General features: G+C 56.8%; 13 protein-coding genes. 6 read left to right on the top strand and 7 right to left on the bottom strand.

Annotated features, from left to right (window positions below; translation table 11 throughout):
- Positions 1–26 precede the first annotated feature (26 nt).
- Positions 27–365: a tryptophan synthase subunit beta gene (locus M1E04_RS03320; protein WP_065988311.1), complete on the top strand. Its 339-nt coding sequence runs from the start codon at positions 27–29 to the stop codon at positions 363–365.
- 100 nt (positions 366–465) lie between these two features.
- Here M1E04_RS03320 and M1E04_RS03315 read toward each other — a convergent pair whose 3' ends face one another.
- The 3 genes from M1E04_RS03315 to lapG all read right to left on the bottom strand — a co-directional run bounded on the left by M1E04_RS03315 (position 466) and on the right by lapG (position 3534).
- Positions 466–786 carry a YceK/YidQ family lipoprotein gene (locus M1E04_RS03315; RefSeq protein ID WP_192133618.1) on the bottom strand — a complete coding sequence of 107 codons (321 nt, stop codon included), beginning with the start codon at positions 784–786 and terminating at the stop codon, positions 466–468.
- Positions 787–883: 97 nt separating this feature from the next.
- Positions 884–2830 (bottom strand): cyclic di-GMP receptor LapD, encoded by a 1947-nt coding sequence (gene lapD / locus M1E04_RS03310; RefSeq protein ID WP_456292397.1) that lies wholly within the window; start codon positions 2828–2830, stop codon positions 884–886.
- Positions 2831–2838: 8 nt separating this feature from the next.
- Positions 2839–3534, bottom strand: coding sequence for a cysteine protease LapG (lapG, locus tag M1E04_RS03305; protein WP_446731135.1), 696 nt, complete (start codon positions 3532–3534; stop codon positions 2839–2841).
- Between the two features lie 170 nt (positions 3535–3704).
- Between lapG and M1E04_RS03300 the strand changes: the two genes are divergently transcribed.
- A complete protein-coding gene (locus M1E04_RS03300; RefSeq protein WP_456292396.1) occupies positions 3705–4865 on the top strand; it encodes a glycosyltransferase family 4 protein in 1161 nt (386 codons plus the stop codon).
- A gap of 11 nt (positions 4866–4876) precedes the next feature.
- On the opposite strand, the gene M1E04_RS03295 is transcribed toward M1E04_RS03300, so the two are convergent.
- The 3 genes from M1E04_RS03295 to M1E04_RS03285 are packed head-to-tail and all read right to left on the bottom strand — an operon-like array spanning position 4877 to position 9388.
- Complete coding sequence (locus M1E04_RS03295) at positions 4877–6289, bottom strand: TolC family outer membrane protein (protein WP_456292395.1); 1413 nt, start codon at positions 6287–6289, stop codon at positions 4877–4879.
- Positions 6286–7611, bottom strand: coding sequence for an HlyD family type I secretion periplasmic adaptor subunit (locus M1E04_RS03290; protein WP_456292394.1), 1326 nt, complete (start codon positions 7609–7611; stop codon positions 6286–6288). Before M1E04_RS03290 ends, M1E04_RS03295 begins: the two co-directional genes overlap by 4 nt.
- 13 nt (positions 7612–7624) lie before the next feature.
- Positions 7625–9388 (bottom strand): type I secretion system permease/ATPase, encoded by a 1764-nt coding sequence (locus M1E04_RS03285; protein WP_456292393.1) that lies wholly within the window; start codon positions 9386–9388, stop codon positions 7625–7627.
- A gap of 970 nt (positions 9389–10358) precedes the next feature.
- Here M1E04_RS03285 and M1E04_RS03280 point away from each other — a divergent pair.
- From M1E04_RS03280 to M1E04_RS03265, 4 genes are all read left to right on the top strand, one after another.
- Positions 10359–11177, top strand: coding sequence for a hypothetical protein (locus M1E04_RS03280; protein ID WP_456293143.1), 819 nt, complete (start codon positions 10359–10361; stop codon positions 11175–11177).
- Positions 11178–11193: 16 nt separating this feature from the next.
- On the top strand, positions 11194–12636 hold the full coding sequence (locus M1E04_RS03275; protein ID WP_456292392.1) for a DUF4214 domain-containing protein: 1443 nt from the start codon (positions 11194–11196) through the stop codon (positions 12634–12636).
- Between the two features lie 150 nt (positions 12637–12786).
- Positions 12787–15267 (top strand): glycosyltransferase family 2 protein, encoded by a 2481-nt coding sequence (locus M1E04_RS03270; protein WP_456292391.1) that lies wholly within the window; start codon positions 12787–12789, stop codon positions 15265–15267.
- Positions 15257–17665, top strand: coding sequence for a glycosyltransferase family 2 protein (locus tag M1E04_RS03265; protein WP_456292390.1), 2409 nt, complete (start codon positions 15257–15259; stop codon positions 17663–17665). Before M1E04_RS03270 ends, M1E04_RS03265 begins: the two co-directional genes overlap by 11 nt.
- A 164-nt stretch (positions 17666–17829) precedes the next feature.
- On the opposite strand, the gene M1E04_RS03260 is transcribed toward M1E04_RS03265, so the two are convergent.
- On the bottom strand, positions 17830–21330 hold the full coding sequence (locus M1E04_RS03260) for a glycosyltransferase (protein ID WP_456292389.1): 3501 nt from the start codon (positions 21328–21330) through the stop codon (positions 17830–17832).
- Between the last annotated feature and the right edge of the window lie 14 nt (positions 21331–21344).

Raw genomic sequence — 21344 nt, 5'->3', positions numbered from 1 at the left:
CCCGGTCAGTCCCTGAGGAATGAGCCATGTTTTACGTTCAGCGCGATGCCGATGGCACGCTAATTCGCGTGGAAGCGACGGCCTTTGCCGAAGCGAGCGAGCAACTGCCCCCCGATGACCATCAGGTGCAAGCCTGGTTTGCCAACGAAGTGGTCGAGAAGAGCCTGATCCAGCTCAAGTCCAGCGACATGGACATGATCCGGGTGCTGGACGACCTGATTCAGGTCCTGACCAGCAAAGGCATCCTCAACATCACCGACCTCCCCGCCGCCGCACAGGCGAAATTGATGGATCGAACCCAGGCCCGGGAAACACTGGGCGGCCTGAGCGACTTGATCAATGATGATGAACAACGGCTGATCTGAAGTCGTTTATTCGGCAATCCCCTTACTGCAAACGACGTGCATACCCGATCTCGGGTACGCCCGTGTTCGCGTGCGTGATGCAGACGTTAAGGCAGACCGATCAGTACTGCTTGCGCCGGACCTTGATGTCGCCCTGCTGGTATTGCTGATACCCGGTGTAGGGCAGCAGCACGGTATCGGCGACCGCAGAAAGGGCCATGTCCAGTGCAATAGTGGGCGCAGACCAGTGTGGGCCGGAAACTGGCGGGGCGTTCAAGGTGCAGAACTGGTAAACCGCACCGCTGTAGGCACGGGGTATGGATTGGCAATTGGAGCTGTGGCGCGCCAGTGTATCCGCAGCGCCTTTTTCGTCATTGAGGGTCTTGATGGTGCCGCAACCTGAAAGGGTTGCCACGATTAATGCTGCAGTCCATAGCTTCATACGAGCGCTTCCATTGATTGATTGATTGATTCGAAAAGATCAGGCGTGCGTCGGCCAGCTTTATTGCGTCTCACCGGCAGACACAGTCTTCAGCCCATCACTTCCATGGCGCAGGATCCCCAAACAGCCGGCCCTGCACCCCTTCGATGCCCATTTCCAGAATCACCCGGTGTTCGCCTTCGGTCTCAACCCGCTCGGCAATCAGCGGCAGATCGATGCTGTGGGCCGCGCGCTGGACCGCTTCGATGAACAACCGTTTGTGGCTTTCCTGGTCGATGGTGCGGATGTAGCTGCCGTCGATCTTCAGATACGCCAGCCCCAGATGCGCCAGGTTGCCGATCATGCTGAAACGTCCACCGAACCTCTGCAGCGCCAGGGAATAACCGGCTTCTTGCAGGCGTCGGGTCAGCTTCTCCAGCACCGCTTGCTCCGGCACTTGTTCCTCGCCGATCTCGAAGGTCAGGCGCGCGCCGAGTTTGGGGTGATGGCGCAGGGCGTTGAACACTTCATTCAGCGCCGCAGCGTCGTTGAGCGTGGCCGCCGACAGGTTCAGCGCCAAGCGCTCAGTGTGTGTGCCCAGATGCGCCAGCACCTGCTGCAACATCAGCAAATCCAGTCGGCTCGACCAGCCAAAGCGCTCCAGCCACGGCAGAAAGCGCCCCGCCGGAATCGTCTCGCCGTCGGCATCAACCAAGCGCGACAGCACCTTGTAATGCATCACGGTCGAGCCATCGCCCGACGCCACCACCGGCTGAAAGAACAGCTGAAAACGCCCGTGCTCCAGCGCATGATCCAGGGTCCTGTGCCACGCGTGCTGATCTTCACCCAGATCGCCAATCGCGCCACGCTCGATGCAATACCACGATTGCTCGCCGCCGCTTTCAGCCTGAGACAACGCCTGATCGGCCAGCGCCAGCAAGGTCAACGAGGCATCGCCCGGGCTGTACGGCGCCAGCCCCATGTGCGCGACGGGCGAGACATCGGAGGCGCCCGTCGCTTCAAGGCTCTGCAGCGCCGCGTCGAGATTCTGCACCAGCTGCACGGCTTCATCGTGAACCATGCCCGGCGCCAGCACGGCGAACTCGCCGCCACGGCTGCGACTGATGAGGTTGCGGGTTTCCGGGTACTTCTCGCAGTGACGCACCAACTGCTCAGCCACCGCCACCAGCAAGGCATCGGTGCGCTTGCCACCCAGACGCTGGTTCAAGCCAGCCAGGTCGTTGACGCGCAACATCATCAGATACCCCGCGCGGCCATCTTCCAGATGGCTGACGTGGGCGTTGAGCTGCATGTCGAAATAACGGCGGTTGGACAGCCCGGTCAGGCTGTCCTGATACGACTCGATGCGCAGCTTCTCACTGCGCTCGGTGCTTTCCTGAAACAGCGCCTTGAGCTTCTCGACCATCTGGTTCATCGCCTGCACCACCCGGCGCAGCTCCGGCGTGCGCGGCAGTTCGGGCAGAACGAGAAACTCGCGACGGCCAATCGCCTGGGACTGCGCCACCATATAATCCAGCGGCTTGAGCTGCCGGCGCAACAGCATCGCGCCGAGAATCGCACTGACCACGCCGCACACCAGCAACCAACCCAGGCTGCCCAAGGCGCTCTGCCACAACTTGGCCAGCGCGAACATCGGGTGGCTGACCACCTCGACCCGCGCCGTCTGCTGCCAGCCGCGGCTGACAATCGCCTCGCCGCCCGCAGGCTCAAGCCCGATAGCGTTGATGAACCACTGCGGCACGCCCTGATTGTCCGGCGTCGCGCTGCGCTCGACGATGGCGTCGCCACTGGCCAGGTCCACCACGCGGATGCTCGCGTAATAACCGCTGTCGAAGATCGACGCCACCATCAGCTCGACCATCGCCGGGTCGTCGATGTTGGACGTGAGCGACAGCGCCAGGGACGTCGCGGCGTCCTGGGCGTGGGAGCGCAACTGATTGACGTACTGCGCCCGCGAGCTTTCCAGGCTGACGACAAAACTCCCCGCAAAGGCAACCACCAGAAACAGACAGATCGCGATCAACAGCTGTTTGAACAGAGACATCAGTACTCCTAATTCTCGGGCTCGGTGGGGAAGCCTTCTGCAGTCATTTTTTTCAGCACGTCCTGCCACCGGGACAGACGTTTGGTGTCGCTCACTTTCTTGTTGCCCTGCGCGCCCGGCAGCCACAGCCCTTCAGCGTTGAAGGCATACACCGGCAACAGGTCCGTGCGTTGGCTGGCGGGTTTGATGTCGTCGATCAGGCTGTCGAGCACCAACGGCATGGCGTTGGGGCTCGAGTAATAGGTCAGTACCATGTGCGCGCGGTTCAGGCGCAGCGCCTTGACGTAGGTGATCAGCAGCTTCTCGCTGGGCACGCCCAGGCGGCGCAGGCTGAAATACTTGGCGATCGCGTAATCCTCACAATCCCCCGCGCCCTTGATCAGGGACTCGACCGGCGTCGCCCAGTAATCCACCTCATGCCACAAGTCGATGTCTTCGGCATAGCGCATCTGCTTGTTGAAGAACAGGTTCACCACTTTCAGCTTGTCCAGCTCGCTGACCTGCTTCTCGGTTGCCAGCAGATTTTGCCAGGCATCAATGCGCTGCTTCCCGGCGCCCAACGGTCCGTACAGCGCCTCGGCGCGGCGGCTGATCAGGGAGAAATCCCAATCCGCGCTCAGATAGCCGACACACGCCGTGCACGTCAGTGCAAGCGCCAGAAGCATCCATAATCCAGGGCGCTTTTGAGCGGGGCGTGTCGCCAATTTGTCTCGTCCATCAGGCAATGGATAACGGAAGGCGATGGTGAGGGGTTGGGGGAGGAAACGCAATGGCGCGGTGAGATCATGCGCGGAAGGAAATGCCCGAAAACGCGACTCATGATAGGCTCGCGCCCCTTGATTTCATGACTCACCGGGTTGGTTTGGAAACGCGTATGGATATTGGTTTGAGCTGCAGTGTTTGGGCTGAGGGTGAGCGCACGGGACATCTGGACGGAATAGGCGTTTATACCCGCTCACTCTGGCAGGCCATGGACGATCTCAAACTGAGCGAAGCCGCAGATATCAACCTCAAGCCCTATGCATTCGGCCGGCAGCTCCCGCCCCTGGAGTGCGGAACCCTGAACGTGCTGTCTGAACGATTCAAACTTCACGCCCTTCTCAGCGGGCTGTTCAATATGTCCTTACCGAACTCAGCCGCCATCCGAAACGATGTGTCTCTGCTGCATGCCACCGATCACCAGATTCCGAATATCTCAGGCCTTCCGGTGGTGGCGACGGTCATGGACGCCATACCGCTTATCCACCCCGAGTGGATGAGGAAAAGCTTCAGAGGCCTGAAGAGCACTCTCTTTGCGAGAAGCGTCAGCAAAGCCGACCACGTGATCACCATTTCAGAACACAGCAGACAGGATCTGATCCGCCTGCTGGGTATACCGCCCGCCAAGATAAGCGTCACTCCACTCGGGGTAGAACCTGTTTATTTCGAGCGTATCTCCGCGCCCCGTAAAGAATGGGTTATGAGCAAACACGGCCTCAAGCCGGACTTCTTCCTTTTTGTCGGAACGCTGCAACCGCGCAAAAATCTTCACCGCGTGCTGGAAGCGTTTCAAGCTTTGCCCGCTTCTGTGCGTAAAGATCACCCACTTGTCGTTGTCGGCCGCGAAGGTTGGGCCAGCGAGGACCTCATTCCCCAACTGAAAAAGCTGGAGGAGCACGGCGAGGGCAAATGGCTGAGCTATCTGCCCCAGGACGAAGTCATGGCGCTGCTGCAAAGCGCAAGCGCCATGGTGTTTGCGTCTTTGTATGAAGGGTTTGGCTTGCCGGTCATCGAAGCATTCGCGGCCCAGTGTCCGGTCATTGCGTCGAACACCACGTCCCTGCCGGAAGTGACCGGCAATGCCGCCTGGGCGGTCGACCCGCTGGATGCGTCGAGCATCTCGGCAGCGATGCTCGACGTGTTGAGTAACGACGCACTCAGGAACGAACGGGTTGAAATAGGGCTGGAACGCGCTCGTCAGTTCACCTGGCAGGAATGCGCGCGGCAGACCCTGGCGGTGTACCGCAAAGTGTTGGCGGCAGACCCCAGGGCGTAAGTGGCTGCAGGCTACTTAGGGGTGACTTTGGTGTTACTGGGGGCTGAATTGTTCAAGTCCTTCAGCGCTTCCGAATCATCGCCTCCAAGCCACACGTTCACGCTGGCAACGCTCTCTTGCGACAGCTTGCCGGCCCAGCGATTCAGGATGAACAGGTTAGTGATGAAGTCGTACTGCGATTTCAGCAAATCGCTGCGCGCCTTGAATTCATTCTGCACAGAGGTCAGGACGTCGACGGCGTTGACGATCCCATAGCTAAAGGCTTTCTGCGCTGCGATGCTCGACTGTTTGGCCGAGGACAGCGCGTTCTGCCCCGCGCGAATCTTGTCCACGGCAGATTGAGCAGTGAGATAGGCGTTGGTGGTTTCTTTCACCACTTGCCGGCGGACACCTTCGAGGTCTTGCTCGGCCGCATATTGCTCGTCATACAGCCCGCTGACACGCGCGGAGGTAGAGCCGCCACTATAAATCGGCACCTTAAGCCCGATGGTTGCGACGTAGCTGTCACTGCGCGGGGTCAGCGTATTGTCGTAACCGACGTCACTCTGCTGTGCGCCCAGGTTAAAGCTTAGTGAAGGGTAATGACCGCCCTTGCCTTCACGCACCGCCGCATCAGCTGCCGCGAGATTGCTTTCATAAGCCTTGAGTCGGGGGTTGCTGTCGAGCGCTTGGGCAATCCAGGCGTCGAGCGGCAGCGTTGGTGCTTCCAGCGCGATGTCGTTACGGATCCGGCTCAAGCGATCGTTGATCGGGCGACCGACGATCTCCGACAACCCTTCCCGCGACAGACGCACCTGGTTGCGCGCTTCAATTTCCTGGGCCAACAACGAGTCGACTCGCGCTTTGAGATCGAGCATGTCGGTAATCTTGGCCATCTGCTTGGCGTACATGGCATTGACGCGATCAAGGCTGCCTTGGGTGGCGCGCCGCTCGGCCGAGACCAGTTCCAGTGCATCGTCGGCAGCGAGCGCCGCAAAGTAACGCTTGGCCAGATCCACTGTCGCTTCGGCCTGCGAGTCCTCGGACTGCGATGCTTTCTGCAGCGTGACGCTCTTGGCCTTTTGATACCGCTCCCACGCTTCCTTGTTGTAGATGAATTGACTGAGGTTCAGCCCGTAACTTTTGTTGTCGTAGATTTCCCGCGACTGTTCGTCTTTGCGCAAAATCCTGTTGAAGTTGCTGTCCGCCGACACCTGGGGCAACAACCCGCCAAACGCTTCGCGCTCCTGCTGTTTGGCAGACCGGGCGTGGGCGTAGGCCGACAGAATGCGCGGATCTTCGAGCCGCGATTCCTTGTAAAGCGTCATCAGGTCCAGCGAATAGGTTGAAGCGCTGACCTGTTGCGGAGCGGCGGGCTGAGCCGCATTGGCGTTAAGTGCGAACAAACCGAAGAATAAACCAGGAAGAAAACGTACCACTGTCATTCCTCGATCATCGACTTGGCGAACATGTTGCGCGCAGGCTTGAGCAGGTATTGCAGCATGGTCCGTTCACCCGCGTTGATCAGCACCTCGGCTGGCATCCCCGGCTGCAGCTTGCGGTCGCCCAAACGCTGCATGCCTTCATCGGTGACTTTCACCCGCACCAGGTAATAGCCCTCACCTGTTTTCTCGTCGGTAAGACGGTCAGCAGAGATTCGCGTGACCTGTCCCTGAATGACCGGCGTGGTGGCGCTATTGAATGCGCTGAAGCGGACGTCCGTGAGTTTGCCAAGAGTGATGCGGTCGATGTCATTCGTCGAAACGTGCGCTTCCACCACCAACTCCGAAGACTCCGGCACGATGTCCAGCAAAGGTGTTCCCGCGCTCACAACACCGCCGATGGTGTGCACTTTCATGTCAAGCACCATGCCGTCTTCCGGGGCGCGAATGACGATGCGTGACAACCTGTCCTTGAGCGCACTCGCCTTCTCCTGCAAGTCGAAAACCTGCGCCTGCACATCGCTCAGATCCTTGGCCACATCAGAGCTGAATTTCTGGTTGGTCTGGACGATCTGCATCTCGGTTTCATTGATCTGCAGACGTGTCTTGGTGATCGTCGACTGGTGGTCGGCGACCTCCGACTTGAGCATGTCCAGCTTGCGCTCCTGCTCAAGCAAACGCTGGTTATCGACGAAGCCCTGGCGCAGCAAATCCTTAAGCTCGGTGATCTCGCGGGTATAGGATTTCTCGAGATTGACCTTGGTGCCGATCATGTCGTTGAGGCCAATGATTTGCTGTTTCAACTGACCGATGCGCTCTTGCTGCACCGAGATTTCACCCAGGCGCGCGTCGTGCCGCGACCTGAACACTTGGGCCTCGCCATCGATGGCCTCGCGGGCACGATCGCTTTCGACACCGTCGATTTTCAATGCCGGGATAGCGGGCAGGTTGTCACGTTCGGCACGAAGACGCGCCTCTTTGGCGCGCGCGGTGATGAGCTGGTTTCGGGTGGATTCGTATTCTGAACTGAGCTGGCCATCGTCAAGAATGATCAACGGATCGCCCTTGTGCACGGTGTCCCCATCGCGGGCGAGCAGTTCTTTTACGATCCCGCCCTCCAGATGCTGAACGGTTTTACGATAGCTCTGCACGGTGACAACGCCGGTCCCATAGACTGCGTTGCCAAGCGGGGCGAAGGCTGCCCAGGTGCCGAACAAACCAAAGGTCACCAGGACAATCGTCATGCCGACCCGGCGTATGCCACGGTCAGAAATCGGCATGTCGTCAGACGGCTCGTCGAGCACGGTAATCGCGTTACTGGTCATTCAAGAATTCCTTTCAGGCGCTGGGCTGAATTGCGCCGGTTGCTGCAGGAGCAACCCGAGGCGGGGTTTGACCCTGCGCCTGGGCTTGAGCTTTGGCCTGTTGCTGAGCCAGTTCAGCGATCACTTGATCACGCGGTCCATACATCGTCATAGCGCCGCTGTTCAACACCATGATCCGGTCCAGTCGCGAGAGGACATTGGGACGATGCGAAATAATGAACACCGTCGCCCCGGTTTCTTTCATCTTCTGCAGTGCCACGCCCAATGCACGCTCACCGACCTCATCGAGGTTGGAATTGGGCTCATCAAGCACGATCAACCGAGGGTTGCCATACACCGCACGCGCCAGACCAATGCGCTGGCGCTGCCCACCGGACAGGTTGACGCCTTCACTGCCGATCACCGTGTCGTAGCCGTCCGGCAGTTGCAGGATCATTTCATGAACACCGGCAATGCGCGCCGCCAGTACCGTTTTCTCGGGATCGACCTTGGTGAAGCGAGCGATGTTATCGCTGATGCTGCCTTCGAAAAGCTCGATGTCCTGAGGCAGGTAACCCAGATGCGGGCCGAGCTTCTGCTTGTCCCAGGTACTGATGTCGGCACCGTCTAGCCTCACAACACCGTGCTGAGGCGGCCAGATGCCGAGCAACGCACGCGCCAAGGTCGACTTGCCTGCCGCGCTTGGCCCGACGATACCGACGATGCTTCCGGCGGGCGTCACGAAGCTGATGTTTCTGATAACAGCTGCTTTCGCACCGGGTGGCGCCACAACGAGGTTTTCGACCTGCAGATGGCCTTCCGGATCAGGCAGAGACATGCGCTCCGGCTCGGCGTTGAGTTTGTCCAGCGTGTCGTTCAAGCGCTGGTACTGCACACGAGCCGCGACGAACCCTTTCCAGCTGCCAATCATCTGATCGATAGGCGATAGCGCCCGACCCAGCAGCAAAGAGCCGGCCATCATCAAGCCGGGGTTGATCTCGTGAGTGATTACCAAGTATGCGCCCGCAGCCAGCATCATCGACTGAGCCCAGTTCCGGAACGTCTTGGAAATGGAGGTGATGATTCCGCTCTTGTCGCTGGCGTCTGACTGCAGCACCAACACGCGTCGCTGCCGAACCGCCCACTTGCCCATCAGCGTGTCGAGCATGCCCATGGATTCGATGACTTCAGCGTTGCGCAGACTTTTGGTGGTGTGCAGGTTGGAGGTGAGGCTTTGCTTGTTTGCTTCCGTCAGCGCCGACCCGGTGTAACGATGGTTAACATAAGCCAGCACCACCAGCACAATCGCCGAGACGACGGTCATCCAGCCGAACCAGGGGTGAAACAGAAACATCACGGCGGTGTACACCGGGAGCCACGGTGCATCGAAGAACGCAAACAGCCCGTTACCGGTGAGAAATTGCCGTAGCGACGTCAGGTCATTGAGCGATTGCGCCGAAGCGTCCATACCCCCGCTGTTCAGCGCCTTTCTGAAACTGGCTCGGTATACGTCCCGACTGAGCAGAACATCCAGCCGGTTACTGATGCGCACCATGATGCGCGACCTGACCCACTCAAGGGACCCGAGTGTGAGCATCAGGACAGTCAGAATAAGGGTAAGCATGATCAGGGTGGAGGCGCTGCTACTGGGCACAACACGGCCTGAGACCTGAATCATGTAGAAGGTGGGGACCAGCATTAACGCGTTGACGAAAAGACTGAAGAACCCAACGGAGAGGAAGCTTCCGCGACAAGCCTTGAGCGCTGCTTGCAGGTTGTTTTCGTGTGAACGACTCATAGAATCCATTACTGATGAGAAAAGGGCTGCAAAGCCCGAGAGTGTACCAGCGGCAGATCAGACAGACAGCATTAAAAGGCCATCAAGCGCTGCAACGATGGGCAATTCAGATTAAGTTTTCTTAATGTTTCGATACTGGACAATACAGCCGCTCCGGTGTGGCACATACAATTCAAAAAGTTGATACATTTGATATCCAGCCGGATGACCGACCGCAACTGTGAGTGAGCAATGTTGCAGGCATTGCTCACATCCTGCCACTACCGTTGCTCGATTTACCCCAGGCCGGCAACCCTCAATTTGCAGGTCGCCTCGAGGGTGGCGGAGTGGCCACAAACGAATCGAGTGAGCAGTTCAACCAGCTTTGCAGGTCCACCCCCAGGTATTCATCAAGCGGATGGGCCAGCCATCTCCCCACATAGAGCGTGCAGCACAAACCCGAAAAACTCATCAGCCTGACCATCGCGCCCCTCAAACGCCCGTGCTAGAGCTGTGAAATCCTCATGCCTCTCAAACGTGCGCTCTGAAACTTTCCGCGAAGCTGCAGCAGTTCGATCCGCCGACTCCTTGCGCAATCTCTCTCGCGGAGCACTGCCAGCGTCGGGCCATGTCAGCCGTCGCTCTCAAGAAAAAGATCACGCTGCCGACACAGACACGACCCAGCTGCATCGGACCAACGGTTCCCACAAACGGGTGAATCCATATCACTATGCTCCACACTCGTTTCGCACTGGTTACACGGAAGATTCCTACATTCTGAATTGACATTTCTGAGAGATCGATTAACCTCGCCCTCGGCAGATGCCACCAGTGCGCCACTAAGTTACGCAGTACGATTGCAGCGTTGATGGACCAATATTGTTGCTATCAACGGCTGTGAACTCGGGATAAGAAGGAAACTTATTGAGTGCAGTCGCAAACACTAGATGGCCTGAAGATAAGTTCTCGCGTCACATTGCTTGAACCGGGAATGTATATCTTCCGCTACGCCTCACAGTCCTCAGCAGACAAGCCCGTCTGTATTGCGTTGCAGCAAGCTCCGCTTGGCAAAGGCGCCATCGATTTCTTCCCGGCCGAAGGCATCAGCAAGAATATGCTGGCCAAGCTGGGCGACACCATTGTGGCCCGCGTCAAGGGCGGCATCGCAACGGTTCTGATTACCGAATATCACATGTTCGATGAAAGCATTGATCCCATTGATCTGCGCATCGACCGTATTGACACGTCCCCCGCCATCATGCGCGACTTCAGCGTAATCAGTGCCGCCGAACCCAATCCCGTCATTGCTCCGAATACGGCGCCTGCGTCGTTAACATTGATCGCCCATTTGCAAGGGATCGGCGATGTGCAGTCGCATGAAGGCTGGGCCGGAATGCACGACAGCACCAAGCGCCTTGAGGGCTTTGAAGTCATCTGGAACAACAAGCCGGCCGGTGTCGACCTCGTTTACACCTCCACCGTTGCTGGTTCGGGTCCGAGTTCGAATGTGCCTTCCGGTACGTTTACCGGCACCCGAGGCAAACGTCTCTCCTTAGTGTCGACAGGCTTCAGCCTCGTAGGCCCGAACCGAAACCTATACGAATTATCTGGCCACATTGTGTTCAGCGGCGCCGCGCCGCGACCCATTGTGCCCAATCAGATGATGCACGGCCCCACCGGCACCGAGCCACTGGTGGCGTTGCACATCTGCATTACACCCGTAACGAAGACGAACGCTGCCCGCTATAAGTCTCCGTGGGAAAACTCTGCATTGACGCAGAAACTCAGTAATACAAGCCAGATGGCTTGAAGTAACAGGACTTCCCATGCAATACGACAGCCCGGTTTCAGCTACAGAGTTCCAATCGTTCCTGACCTCCTCCACCCTGTCTGCCAACACTGCCGCTGCCATCAGCACACTGTTGAGCCTGGATAGCGCTACTGCCGTCAATCTGGCTAGCTGGGACGGCGTAACTGCTCCTCAGATCCCGACTGGCCAAACTGGCGCTACAGACGTAGTCGTTGCGAACGTCGCAGGCCTTAAAGGTGACCTGGTCGCCGTTGACATCCCTGCTTCGTTGACCACCGCCAAAGCATTCGTGTTCCAGAGCGATGCCAGCCTGGCAATCACTATCGACGCTCCAGTTGCCGCTGAGGCCGCTTCGCAGGCTCGTGTCGTTGCTGCCGCAGACGGTTCGACCACCATCGCTCTGGCAGTCACTACCGGTAACGGCGATGACGTCATCACAATCAAAGGCGACCAGAACACCTACGTGGACGGTGGTGCCGGTAACGACACCATCACTGTCGGCAACGGCAACAACACCATCGTTGCAGGCGCTGGCAACAACAACATCACTACTGGTACCGGCAACGACACCATCGTGTTGAGCGGCATTCAGCACACTGACATCGTCAACGCTGGCGGCGGCTACGACATCGTGCAACTGGACGGTTCGTCTGCTGACTTCAACGTTACTGCTGGCAACAGCAATAATGTGACGCTGACCTCCGCAGCAACTGGCGTCGGCCAAACTGCAGCGATCACAGACGCTGAGTTCCTGACTTTCACCAATGGCAGCTCGATTGCACTGGCACACAGCGATGCTGAAGCATCTGCTCTGCGTCTGTACGAAGGCCTGCTGGGTCGCGACGCTGATGCAACTGGCGCTCAACACTTCACCACCCAAGTGGATGCGGGTACTTCCCTTACCGATATCGCCAATCAGTTCTTGAACTCTCAAGAATTCGGCGGCGCGGTGACTGAAGGTCAAATCAACACCCTCTACACCTCGATCCTGGGTCGCGCTGCCGATGCAGGCGGTTCCGATACGTGGGAAGCCATCATCGCAGGCGGCGGTAGCCTCGCACAGGTTGCAGCGGGTATCGCAGGCTCGGTTGAAGCTCAACAGCTCGACCAATCGAACGGCACCTTCGTTCGTGACCTGTACACCAGCGTGCTGGGCCGTCCTGCTGATGACGCCGGTCTGGACTCGTGGGTATCGCAACTGTTCAACGGCACCAGCCGTGGCGAAGTGGCTGCAGGTATCGTTGGTTCGGCCGAAGCTTCCGCTAAAGCTGACAGCACCTTCATCGACAACCTGTACCTGACCGCTACCGGTCGTGCTTCGGACGAAGGTGGCAAAGCTACCTGGACTGACATCCTGGCTAACGGCGGCACTCACGCTGACGTCGCCATCGGTATCGTTGGTTCTCCAGAAGCAGTCGCGCACAACGACAACGTTGTTGTATTGCACGGCGCAGTCTAACTAGCCCTGCAGTAGCGATGGATACTCCCGGCCGCGAGGCCGGGTAGTGTGCAAAAAAAAAGGGGCGACTTTCGGGTCGCCCCTCTTTTATTTTTTAAGTGATCACGCCAGCTTATGTCCAGACAACCTGACCGTGGGCAAGAAACGCTCATGGACATTGTTCACCGTCATCGCCAGGCCGATGAAGGTGCACTTGCCGCTGCAGCACTTGAGCGCGCATTGCAGACGCCCGAATACTACCCAGAGGCTTGCATCTGGAAAGGTATCGATGCGCTGACCCAGGACCCCAAGCTTGCATTTGTTTTTTTGAACAACGCCGCTCACGCCTTCCCATTACGCGCAGATGTTCAGGCGCTGGTCGGTCGCAGCATTCTCGCGCAAGGGCAACCTGCGCTGGCCACCCGATTTCTGAGTGGTGCCTGGCAAAAACTCCCTGAGGAACCTGCGCTGCGAATGATGCTCTGGCAGTCACGCAGTCAAAGTGAGCCCACTGACAAGCTCAGGCGCCTGATACTCGCGCAATTGCCAGACATCACCGCGCCAACTGAACTGTCCTTTGTACTCAAGCTGCTGGCTGCTCAGAAAGAGCTGCCAGGCTACGTCGGCGTGGTGAATTACCGGCCGGACCAGCAGGAAATCCAGGGTTGGGCGGTCAACCTTCATGACCTGCAAAATCCTGTTCGGCTCATGCTGGAGGCGAACGGGCATCAGATTGAGATGGTCGCCAACTCACCCAGCACCGTTCTCGCTGCCGCCGGTCTGCCAATAGCCCATGGCGGCGTGCGCATAAAAGTGCCGAACGCCACACCCGCCGTGAATGTCCGCTTCGAGACCGGCGACGCGCTGCAGGGCAGCCCTGTGTATGCGATGCCCGTTTTCAGCCCACCACCGGTCTCAGACGCTGTGGGCGAGAAGCAGCCAGTGGATGTGCTGATTCCTGTGTTTGATGGACTGGAAGAAACGCTGGCCTGCATTCAAAGCGCAATCGACGCCCGCAAATCAAACCGCACGCCTCATCGTCTTGTGGTGATCGAGGACATGACACCGGTGGCGCCGCTACGCAAGGCGCTCAAGGTCCTGGCAGGCAAAGGCAAAATAACCCTCGTTCAGAACCCGGTGAATCTGGGCTTCATTCGCAGCATGAACCGTGCGATGGTCCTCAGCCCCAGGCAAGACGTCGTCTGGCTGAACGCCGACACGCGGGTTCACGGCAACTGGCTTGACCGCTTGCGTGACGTCGCCTACAGCGACACATCGATTGCCTCGGTGACGCCGTTTACCAATAACGGCGAGCTGATGAGCTTTCCTGAAAGCCGATTCAGTCACCCTATGCCCAGTGCGCTCGAGCAGGGCCGGCTGGATGACCTTGCTCGGTTCGCTAACAGCCCGGCGATGGAAATCGAGACAGGTTGCGGCTTCTGCCTGTACATCAAACGTGCAGCCATTAACGACGTCGGTTATCTCGATGAAGTGGGACTGTCACGGGGTTACGGGGAAGAGACCGACTGGTGCATGCGAGCGCGTGCGCTGGGCTGGCGCCATATGGGCGCACCTGCCGTATTCGTAGCGCATCAAGGTGGAATTTCTTTCGGTGAAGAAAAGACCCTGCGCGTGGCGCAGAACAACGCAATCCTCAGAAGGCGTTACCCGGATGCCTCCGCGCGGTTTGACGATTTTTGCCTGCGTGATCCCATCAAGCCCGCACGCCAGGCGCTGCAGCGCGCGCGTCTTGGCGACGTGGCGGCGCAGATAGCGCAAAGCCCTCTGCGCAGTTGGCCCGAGTCTGGGCCCAAGCAACTGCAGATTGGAAAAGCGGGCGCCATCGATGCACCGCTCAGCATGACTTGGCGGTACCACAATTCCCGCACGCTGGTGACGCTGCAAGCCGCCGTGCAGCCGCTTGCATTCAGCCTCGATTACGAACTGCCGGCGCAAATCGATCAGCTGTTCAGTGATCTGAGCACGCTTGCGGTGGATGAATTGATTTATCAAAACCTTGCCGCCGCGCCTGACTGGTTATGCACCCTGCCGACCCGGCTCGACAAACCGTATCGGATTGTCTGCCGCGATGACACGCTGTTGCGTCAGACAAGCGTCGAGAGTTGGGCCACATTTGCGGTTCAGGCAAACAGCATTCATCTGCCGTGGCAGGCACTGCAGCCGCATTACGCCAATGCGTTCCCCGGCGGCAGGCTTACGGTTGAACCAGAGCAACCCATTCAACGTGCACATGCTTCCAGCCCTTCATGCTTGCTGATTGGCGATGCGCTGCATGATCAAGACATCGGCAATAAGTGGCTGGCACTCGCCAAACGCATCCGGCGCGACCAGCTTCCGATCAAATTACTGATCCATGTCGACAGCCCCTGGCGCAAAGCGCTGCTGGCCTCTGGCGTGGTTCATGCACTGCCCCTGCTGTTCGGCCTGACACTCGAAGACTGCGCGCAGCTTGCAGGTTGCGAAGGCGTGCTCAGCCTGGACACAAACCCAGGCGCTGACTGGACCGCCCCTGACCTCGCTGACTCGCTTGGCGTTGGACTTTACGCGGCCCCGAGCGCGCTCGCGGTGGAAGCAGGCGCATTGCCCTTAGTCCATTTACCCCTTACCCGAGCCGAGTCTGATGTCGATTGAAGTTATAACCACTCTCGCGCTCAGCGATGCAACACAGCCTGACGCCCCGATCCAAGGCGCGATCGTCGGACTGTATGGTGACGTGCTTCAAGGCTGGGCGCTGGACAGCACGCGGCCGGAACAGACGCTGGTTGTCGAGATTTTTGTCGACGGTGCATGCGTCGCACTCGCCCGCGCCGATCAGTTTTACCCCGACGCCAATGCCGGGGATGATTTTCACGGGTTCACCGTGCAGCTCAGGCAGAGATGGATGGACGAAGCACGGCACATCAGCGCCCGGATCGCGAATACCGATTACAGCCTGCCGGGCGACATAAATATCCCTGCTGCACCCAATAAAGCGCCGCTGCCTGTTGCCACGCAAGTCTGGCACAGCGGCGGTCTACGGCTGGGTGGCTGGGCCTGGGATCCTGACGCACCGCAACGTCACGTTCAGGTGATTGCTCGCGAGAATGATCGCGTACTGGCGCAGGTTTCTTGCGACGAACACCATCAGGCACTGGTTTACCGGGCCACCAGCAACCACGGTTTTACCCTCGACCTCCCATGGGAACTTGCCGACGGCAAGACCCACGTACTTCACATCGAAAACGACCTCGGCCACCCGCTGTCCGGAAGCCCGATACATCTGTGCTGCTGGCCGGAAGGTCTTGAAGGCCTGCTGAGAAATCACGAGCAACAAAGTCCCGATAAAAAGACCCTGGCGTTGCTCAGTGAGGTCGCCAAGGATCATGGAATGCGCCTGCCGAAAAGTGCCGGCTTCCACCACTACCCTCAGTGGTTCGAGGCATTCCAGCGTGATGTTCCCGCCGCAGATGGGTCGACCGGCGTCAAGATCGGCCTGCTGCTGATCGCAGACGGCGAGGCCGATCTCGGCGGATCAATCGCGACGAGCCGAAGCGTCCGGGGCTTGCAGCCTTTCCGTATCCTTGAGACGCAAAGTGCTGACGTCCTGTCTGCGTTGAAAGAACTGCTTGAGACCGGTTGCGAAGCCATTGTCCCAATCAAAGCCGGCGACCACCTGGCCAGTTTCGCGCTGGATCACTTGACCTCGTTGCTAAGTGACGGAGCTGCCTGGGGTTATGGTGACTGCGACCGTGATGGGCCACAGGGTGGACGCTCCGTTCCATGGCTTAAACCCGTGTGGGACATCGATCTGTTCATCGGCGCAGACATTTTCACGCCTGGAGCAATCTTCAGCGCCACAATCGTCAACGAAGCGCTGACTCTCCTGGCAGCTTCCAACCTATTGCAGTCGCTGAGTTGGGATCATCTGATCGCAGGCGTGGCGCTCGCCACAGAAAAGCTCAACGCCCGCGTGGTCCATTTGCCCCACGTGGTTTATCACCGCCACCTCCAGGCGCCAGCGAGCCCCGAACAGGGTTTGCCGTCAGTAGCCCGCCAGCACGCCATCACCTGGCTTTGCGACGCGTTGACCCCAGGGTCAACGGTGAGCGCGGTTCCTCGGTTTCCGGCATTGCTGCGGGCACATTGGCCGCTTCCTGCCACCCTCCCCCGCGTCAGCCTGATCGTCCCGACTCGGGATCAGGTTGGCCTCCTGAGGACGTGCATCGAAGGCCTGCTGAATAACACGGATTACCCCGACCTCGAAATCATCGTGGTCGACAATCAGTCGAGTGATCCGCAGGCGCTCGCTTATCTGGATGAACTGCCAAAGCGCGGCGTGCGAGTGCTGCCGCATCCGTTTCCGTTCAATTACTCGACGATCAACAACCGGGCAGTCGAACACGCGACGGGAGAAATTATTGGCCTGGTGAACAACGACATCGAAATCATTGAAGCCGGCTGGTTGAAGGAAATGCTCAGCCAGCTGTTGCGTGAAAAGGTCGGCGCCGTGGGTGCCAAACTTCTATGGCCCAACCGCATGGTGCAGCATGGCGGCGTTGTGGTGGGCATTAACGGTTTGGCAGCACACACAGGCAACAACCTGGAAGAACAGGATGCGGGCTATCTCGCGACGAACCAAATCACCCGTCGACAGAGCGCGGTGACGGCTGCTTGCCTGTTGGTGCGTAAATCAGTGTTCGACGAGCTGGGCGGGCTGGACGAAAAAGCGTTCCCCGTGGCCTTCAACGATGTCGACTTTTGCCTTCGCATCCAGGCAACCGGGCTGAACGTGGTCTGGACTGCGTTTGCCAAGCTAATTCATGCTGAATCGGCGAGCCGCGGTAAGGACGTTAGCGCTGAGAAGCGAGCGCGGGCACAGCGGGAGCAACAGGGGTTTATTGAGCGGTGGTCACTTACTGGGCAGGTTGATCCGCACTATCACCCGGTCTTGAGTCATGATTATCTAAGTGGAACATATGGAGGGCTGAGCGTTCCTCCGAAAAGCAGAGCAGTACGCATATATCCTTCAGCTATGCGTTATAGCAAGTAGTCGGCGTGGTGTGCCACAAGAGAGCCATCCCGGAAGCCAGCCCAAGCCTGAGGCGTTCAGAGCGATAAGCATCTGAGAAGCATGAAATAGATTGTAGATCCCTTAAGCGTCCGGCTAGTTAGTCAGCCGGACGCCTAATACAGGCTAGCTAATCTGATATCCAATCAAGAAACAATAACCCCATTTCTCACTTGTGATGGTGCAGATAGTCTTGGGACCTCATCTTGATTATCCCCATAAGAAATATATGACGAATAAGTCCCTTCAAAAACCAGAGAATCCTCTGGGGCTGCATACGAAATACCAGCTCTCTTGATACCTTCCTCTAGAAGGATATGAACCGTTTCTTCGACAGAGACATTCTCATCTATAACACGACCGAATTTCATATTTCGGATTCGCTCAGCAGGTGCACCTAAGTGCGAAGAAACAGGCCATAGGCCAAGTCTGAACGCGTGGCTTAACGTATAGGAAAACGTCTCGGGGGACTTATTTGGAAAAAAAGCAACGTGCGGCTGGTAATGTTTGATTAAAGAATCAAGCTGTGACTCCTTATAACGCCCCAAGATACGAACATTGGTAAGAGCGGTCAGGGAGGAATCATCCATAGTGTGACCAAATACGATAAACTCAACTGGCAGCTTTTTGGCCAAAGCTTCAACTGCACATGCCTTAAGAGTGTAAAAGCCTTTGATGTCGCTGATGCCGCCAATCAAGGCTACTTTTACGAAACCTGAGGACGCCGGTGCAATGCTCGCTCTCGCCCGAGGCAAGCGCGATGTAGAGGGAGGGGCAGCATGCGGCACAACTTTGTAAGTCCCTTCCATTCCAAAGCGCTCCATGCGCTTCTGTACATCATGCGCCCCTACGATCACGCGTTCGGCATTGGCAAGTACGGGTCGATAGATATCGCGAAACTTTGCTACATCGCCTTTGACGTCTTCCAAAACCTTAAGCAGACCACCATGTGGCTTATGAAATTTAACGCATCCATTGCACGTCGCAACTGAAGGTTCACCGCAGTACTTGGCTGCGGGACTCAAGGTCACCTGAGGACAGATCCACGAGTAATCATGGACCGTTACGACGTATGGATAACTATGGGTAAGCCACTTCACGAACCCGATAGGGACGCCAAAAGGCGCATGTATATGAACCTGATCAATATTTAGGCTTTTAATATCCTCCATCAGCGCAACATTATCTGCGGCGCCGTAGACCTCACGATGATAGGTGCTAAAGAAGTCAGTCTCTGGATAGTGGGAAAGATCAAAATCAAGCGATGAAGAACCTGATGAATCAAAGTGCAGCAAGATAGGCGTGTCGCCATCTCGCGCATGAATCGCACACAGGTCTCGTAAATACTTACCAGTACCCCCACCAAAAGAATGGGTGATATGCAGGATTCTTTTACCTTCTACAAAGTCGGAAATGAGTGCAAGATTAACCCCTCGACGGATTGCGCGACCTGGATCTGAGGATAAGAAGCGCTGGATGAGGCTATCGTAAAATGGATATTGCTCGGAGATTTTCCGCGCACTCTCTTTAACGCGCTCAAGCTTCTCACTTCCGAATGAAACGTTTCCTCGATGGATTACAAAAGTATCGCCTAGCATTACATGGCGCCAGCCGCGAGATGAAGCTTGAAGGCAGAAATCCACCTCTTCACCGTACCCTCGCCCCCACTTTGCAGCGTCAAAATAGCCTATATCACTCAGGCACTCGCGGCGAATGAACATGCAAAAACCAACCGCCACCGGGATATCGACAATTCTTCCAGCGTTGACCCGCGCGGCAGTTGCATCGATCACTTGGGCGAACATTGGATTAGAAACTTCTAAAGACTTACAAATGTAAGGAACCGAGCAAATTTCCGCATTATTCGATATTGGCGTTACAGTCCCTATTCGCGTATCTTGATCTGCTGCTGCACAAATCCGATCGACCCAGCCATTCTGAACAACAGTATCCGCATTCAAAAGAATTACGTCTTTATTCCCGGCTATCACAAATCCTGTGTTCACCGCCGCTGAAAAGCCTCCGTTCAACCGACGATGGACTACCATCACGTTAGGCAATCCTCGGGCTTCCAACGCGTCAAGGTATGATTTGATAAGGGGATCTGTAGTGCAATCATTTATAACAACTACGCGAATAGCTTTTTGATTGACCGCAGCCAAGACACTTTCGACACACTCCACAGTTTCTGCTGCGCCACCGTAAACCGGAATAACCACGTCCAGGCTACTGGCGTCTTTTATACCTGAGATCTTCGGGAGTTTTTTCCAAAAGTGAACACTCGTCCCGGCTTGTCTAGAGATTAGCTCAGACAACACGTGCTTTAGCGCTTTAGATCCGGCCCTAGACACATCGACGATCTCCGTTGCAACGGACTGTAAAGCCTCGTAAGGAGAAGCAATAGAAATCTCACCGATAATGATATCCGTATCAAGATCTTTGACGAGATACTCCGCTGTCGATGCGTTTTCAGTGCCAAGATCGAAGAAAAAACCGCAATTGTGAGGCGAATCTTTAAAGCTACTGGTTACGTCAGGACGATATACATCACATCTGGCTTGGTGAACCAGCGCTCCAGACTTGTAAAGACCAAGATTCAGTGAAGCTGAGCTCGATGTATTAAACGCCCAACCAGCAAGGTGATGGGGGCTGGCAGAGTCGATACTTGATATGTATTCGGGATATGAAAGCGGCAGCGAGTCACTCCGAATGACGGTATTGCTATCACGAATAACTATGCAATAGATTCTAGGATGACCGTCTGCGAGTTCACCTCTTATCGGCCAAGCCGCAGTCGCGACATCGGACTTGCGTCCATTTGGCAGCGCATTTCGAAAAATAATATTTTCTTCAAATACCCCATCCATGTAGAGTTCCGCCTTCAGGTCGCCCCCTGGCCAACCCAGAAGATCTGCGACGAGATATCCTTTATCAATTCTCGGGTCGCTGATTGACATACGTGATGCCAAATCAAAACTCAAAGGCGAGCCGGGTAACGGATAGCCAGCAACGCGAGTTTCGACGGTAAACCGCAGCCGTTTAATCGCGGACGCGGGGACCTTGACTTTGAATCCCGAAAGAATATATGAAGGCTTCAGAACGCCCAGATCTGGACGCGGTAGATTTCCGGCAACTGTCGCAACTACTTGCCCATCAATGACCAATTCCACATGCGCTTTATCAGATTTACGCGCATCAATCGCCCACCCAATAACGCTGAGACTTTGATCAATCAAATCTAGATTTCCGTAGACGTGACTTGGCAAAGCCCACTTGATGCAATCGTCCAACGTAGGTCGATAGAGAGTCGACAGCCGAACGGTGTTGTCTTTCGCGAGCAACACCAGCTCTAGGTCACCACCTCCTTCTGATTTAGCAACTACTTCATTAAGCTTGGACTTATCCCACAGCAGTCGAAAACCGCAGTAGGCATCTGCTGACAAAACGGCGCTGATGTCCGTTCGGTGGTACATTGCCTTCGCCGTACCAACGTGAATTCCGTTAATGTATGCATTAATCATATGCCGCGCCGAGGTCTGAGCAGCGTCTATAAACCACCCACTTACACCCCAAACCTCAACTTCTTCAACGGACCCAAACAATCCTGAACTTGAGTCTCGCTGCACTTCACCACTTACAGTAATCATTCTAAATCATCCTA

Source organism: Pseudomonas sp. AK106 (genome assembly GCF_053903055.1).
The sequence above is the reverse complement of the archived record's forward strand: the minus strand, read 5'-3'. Positions and strand labels throughout refer to the sequence as shown.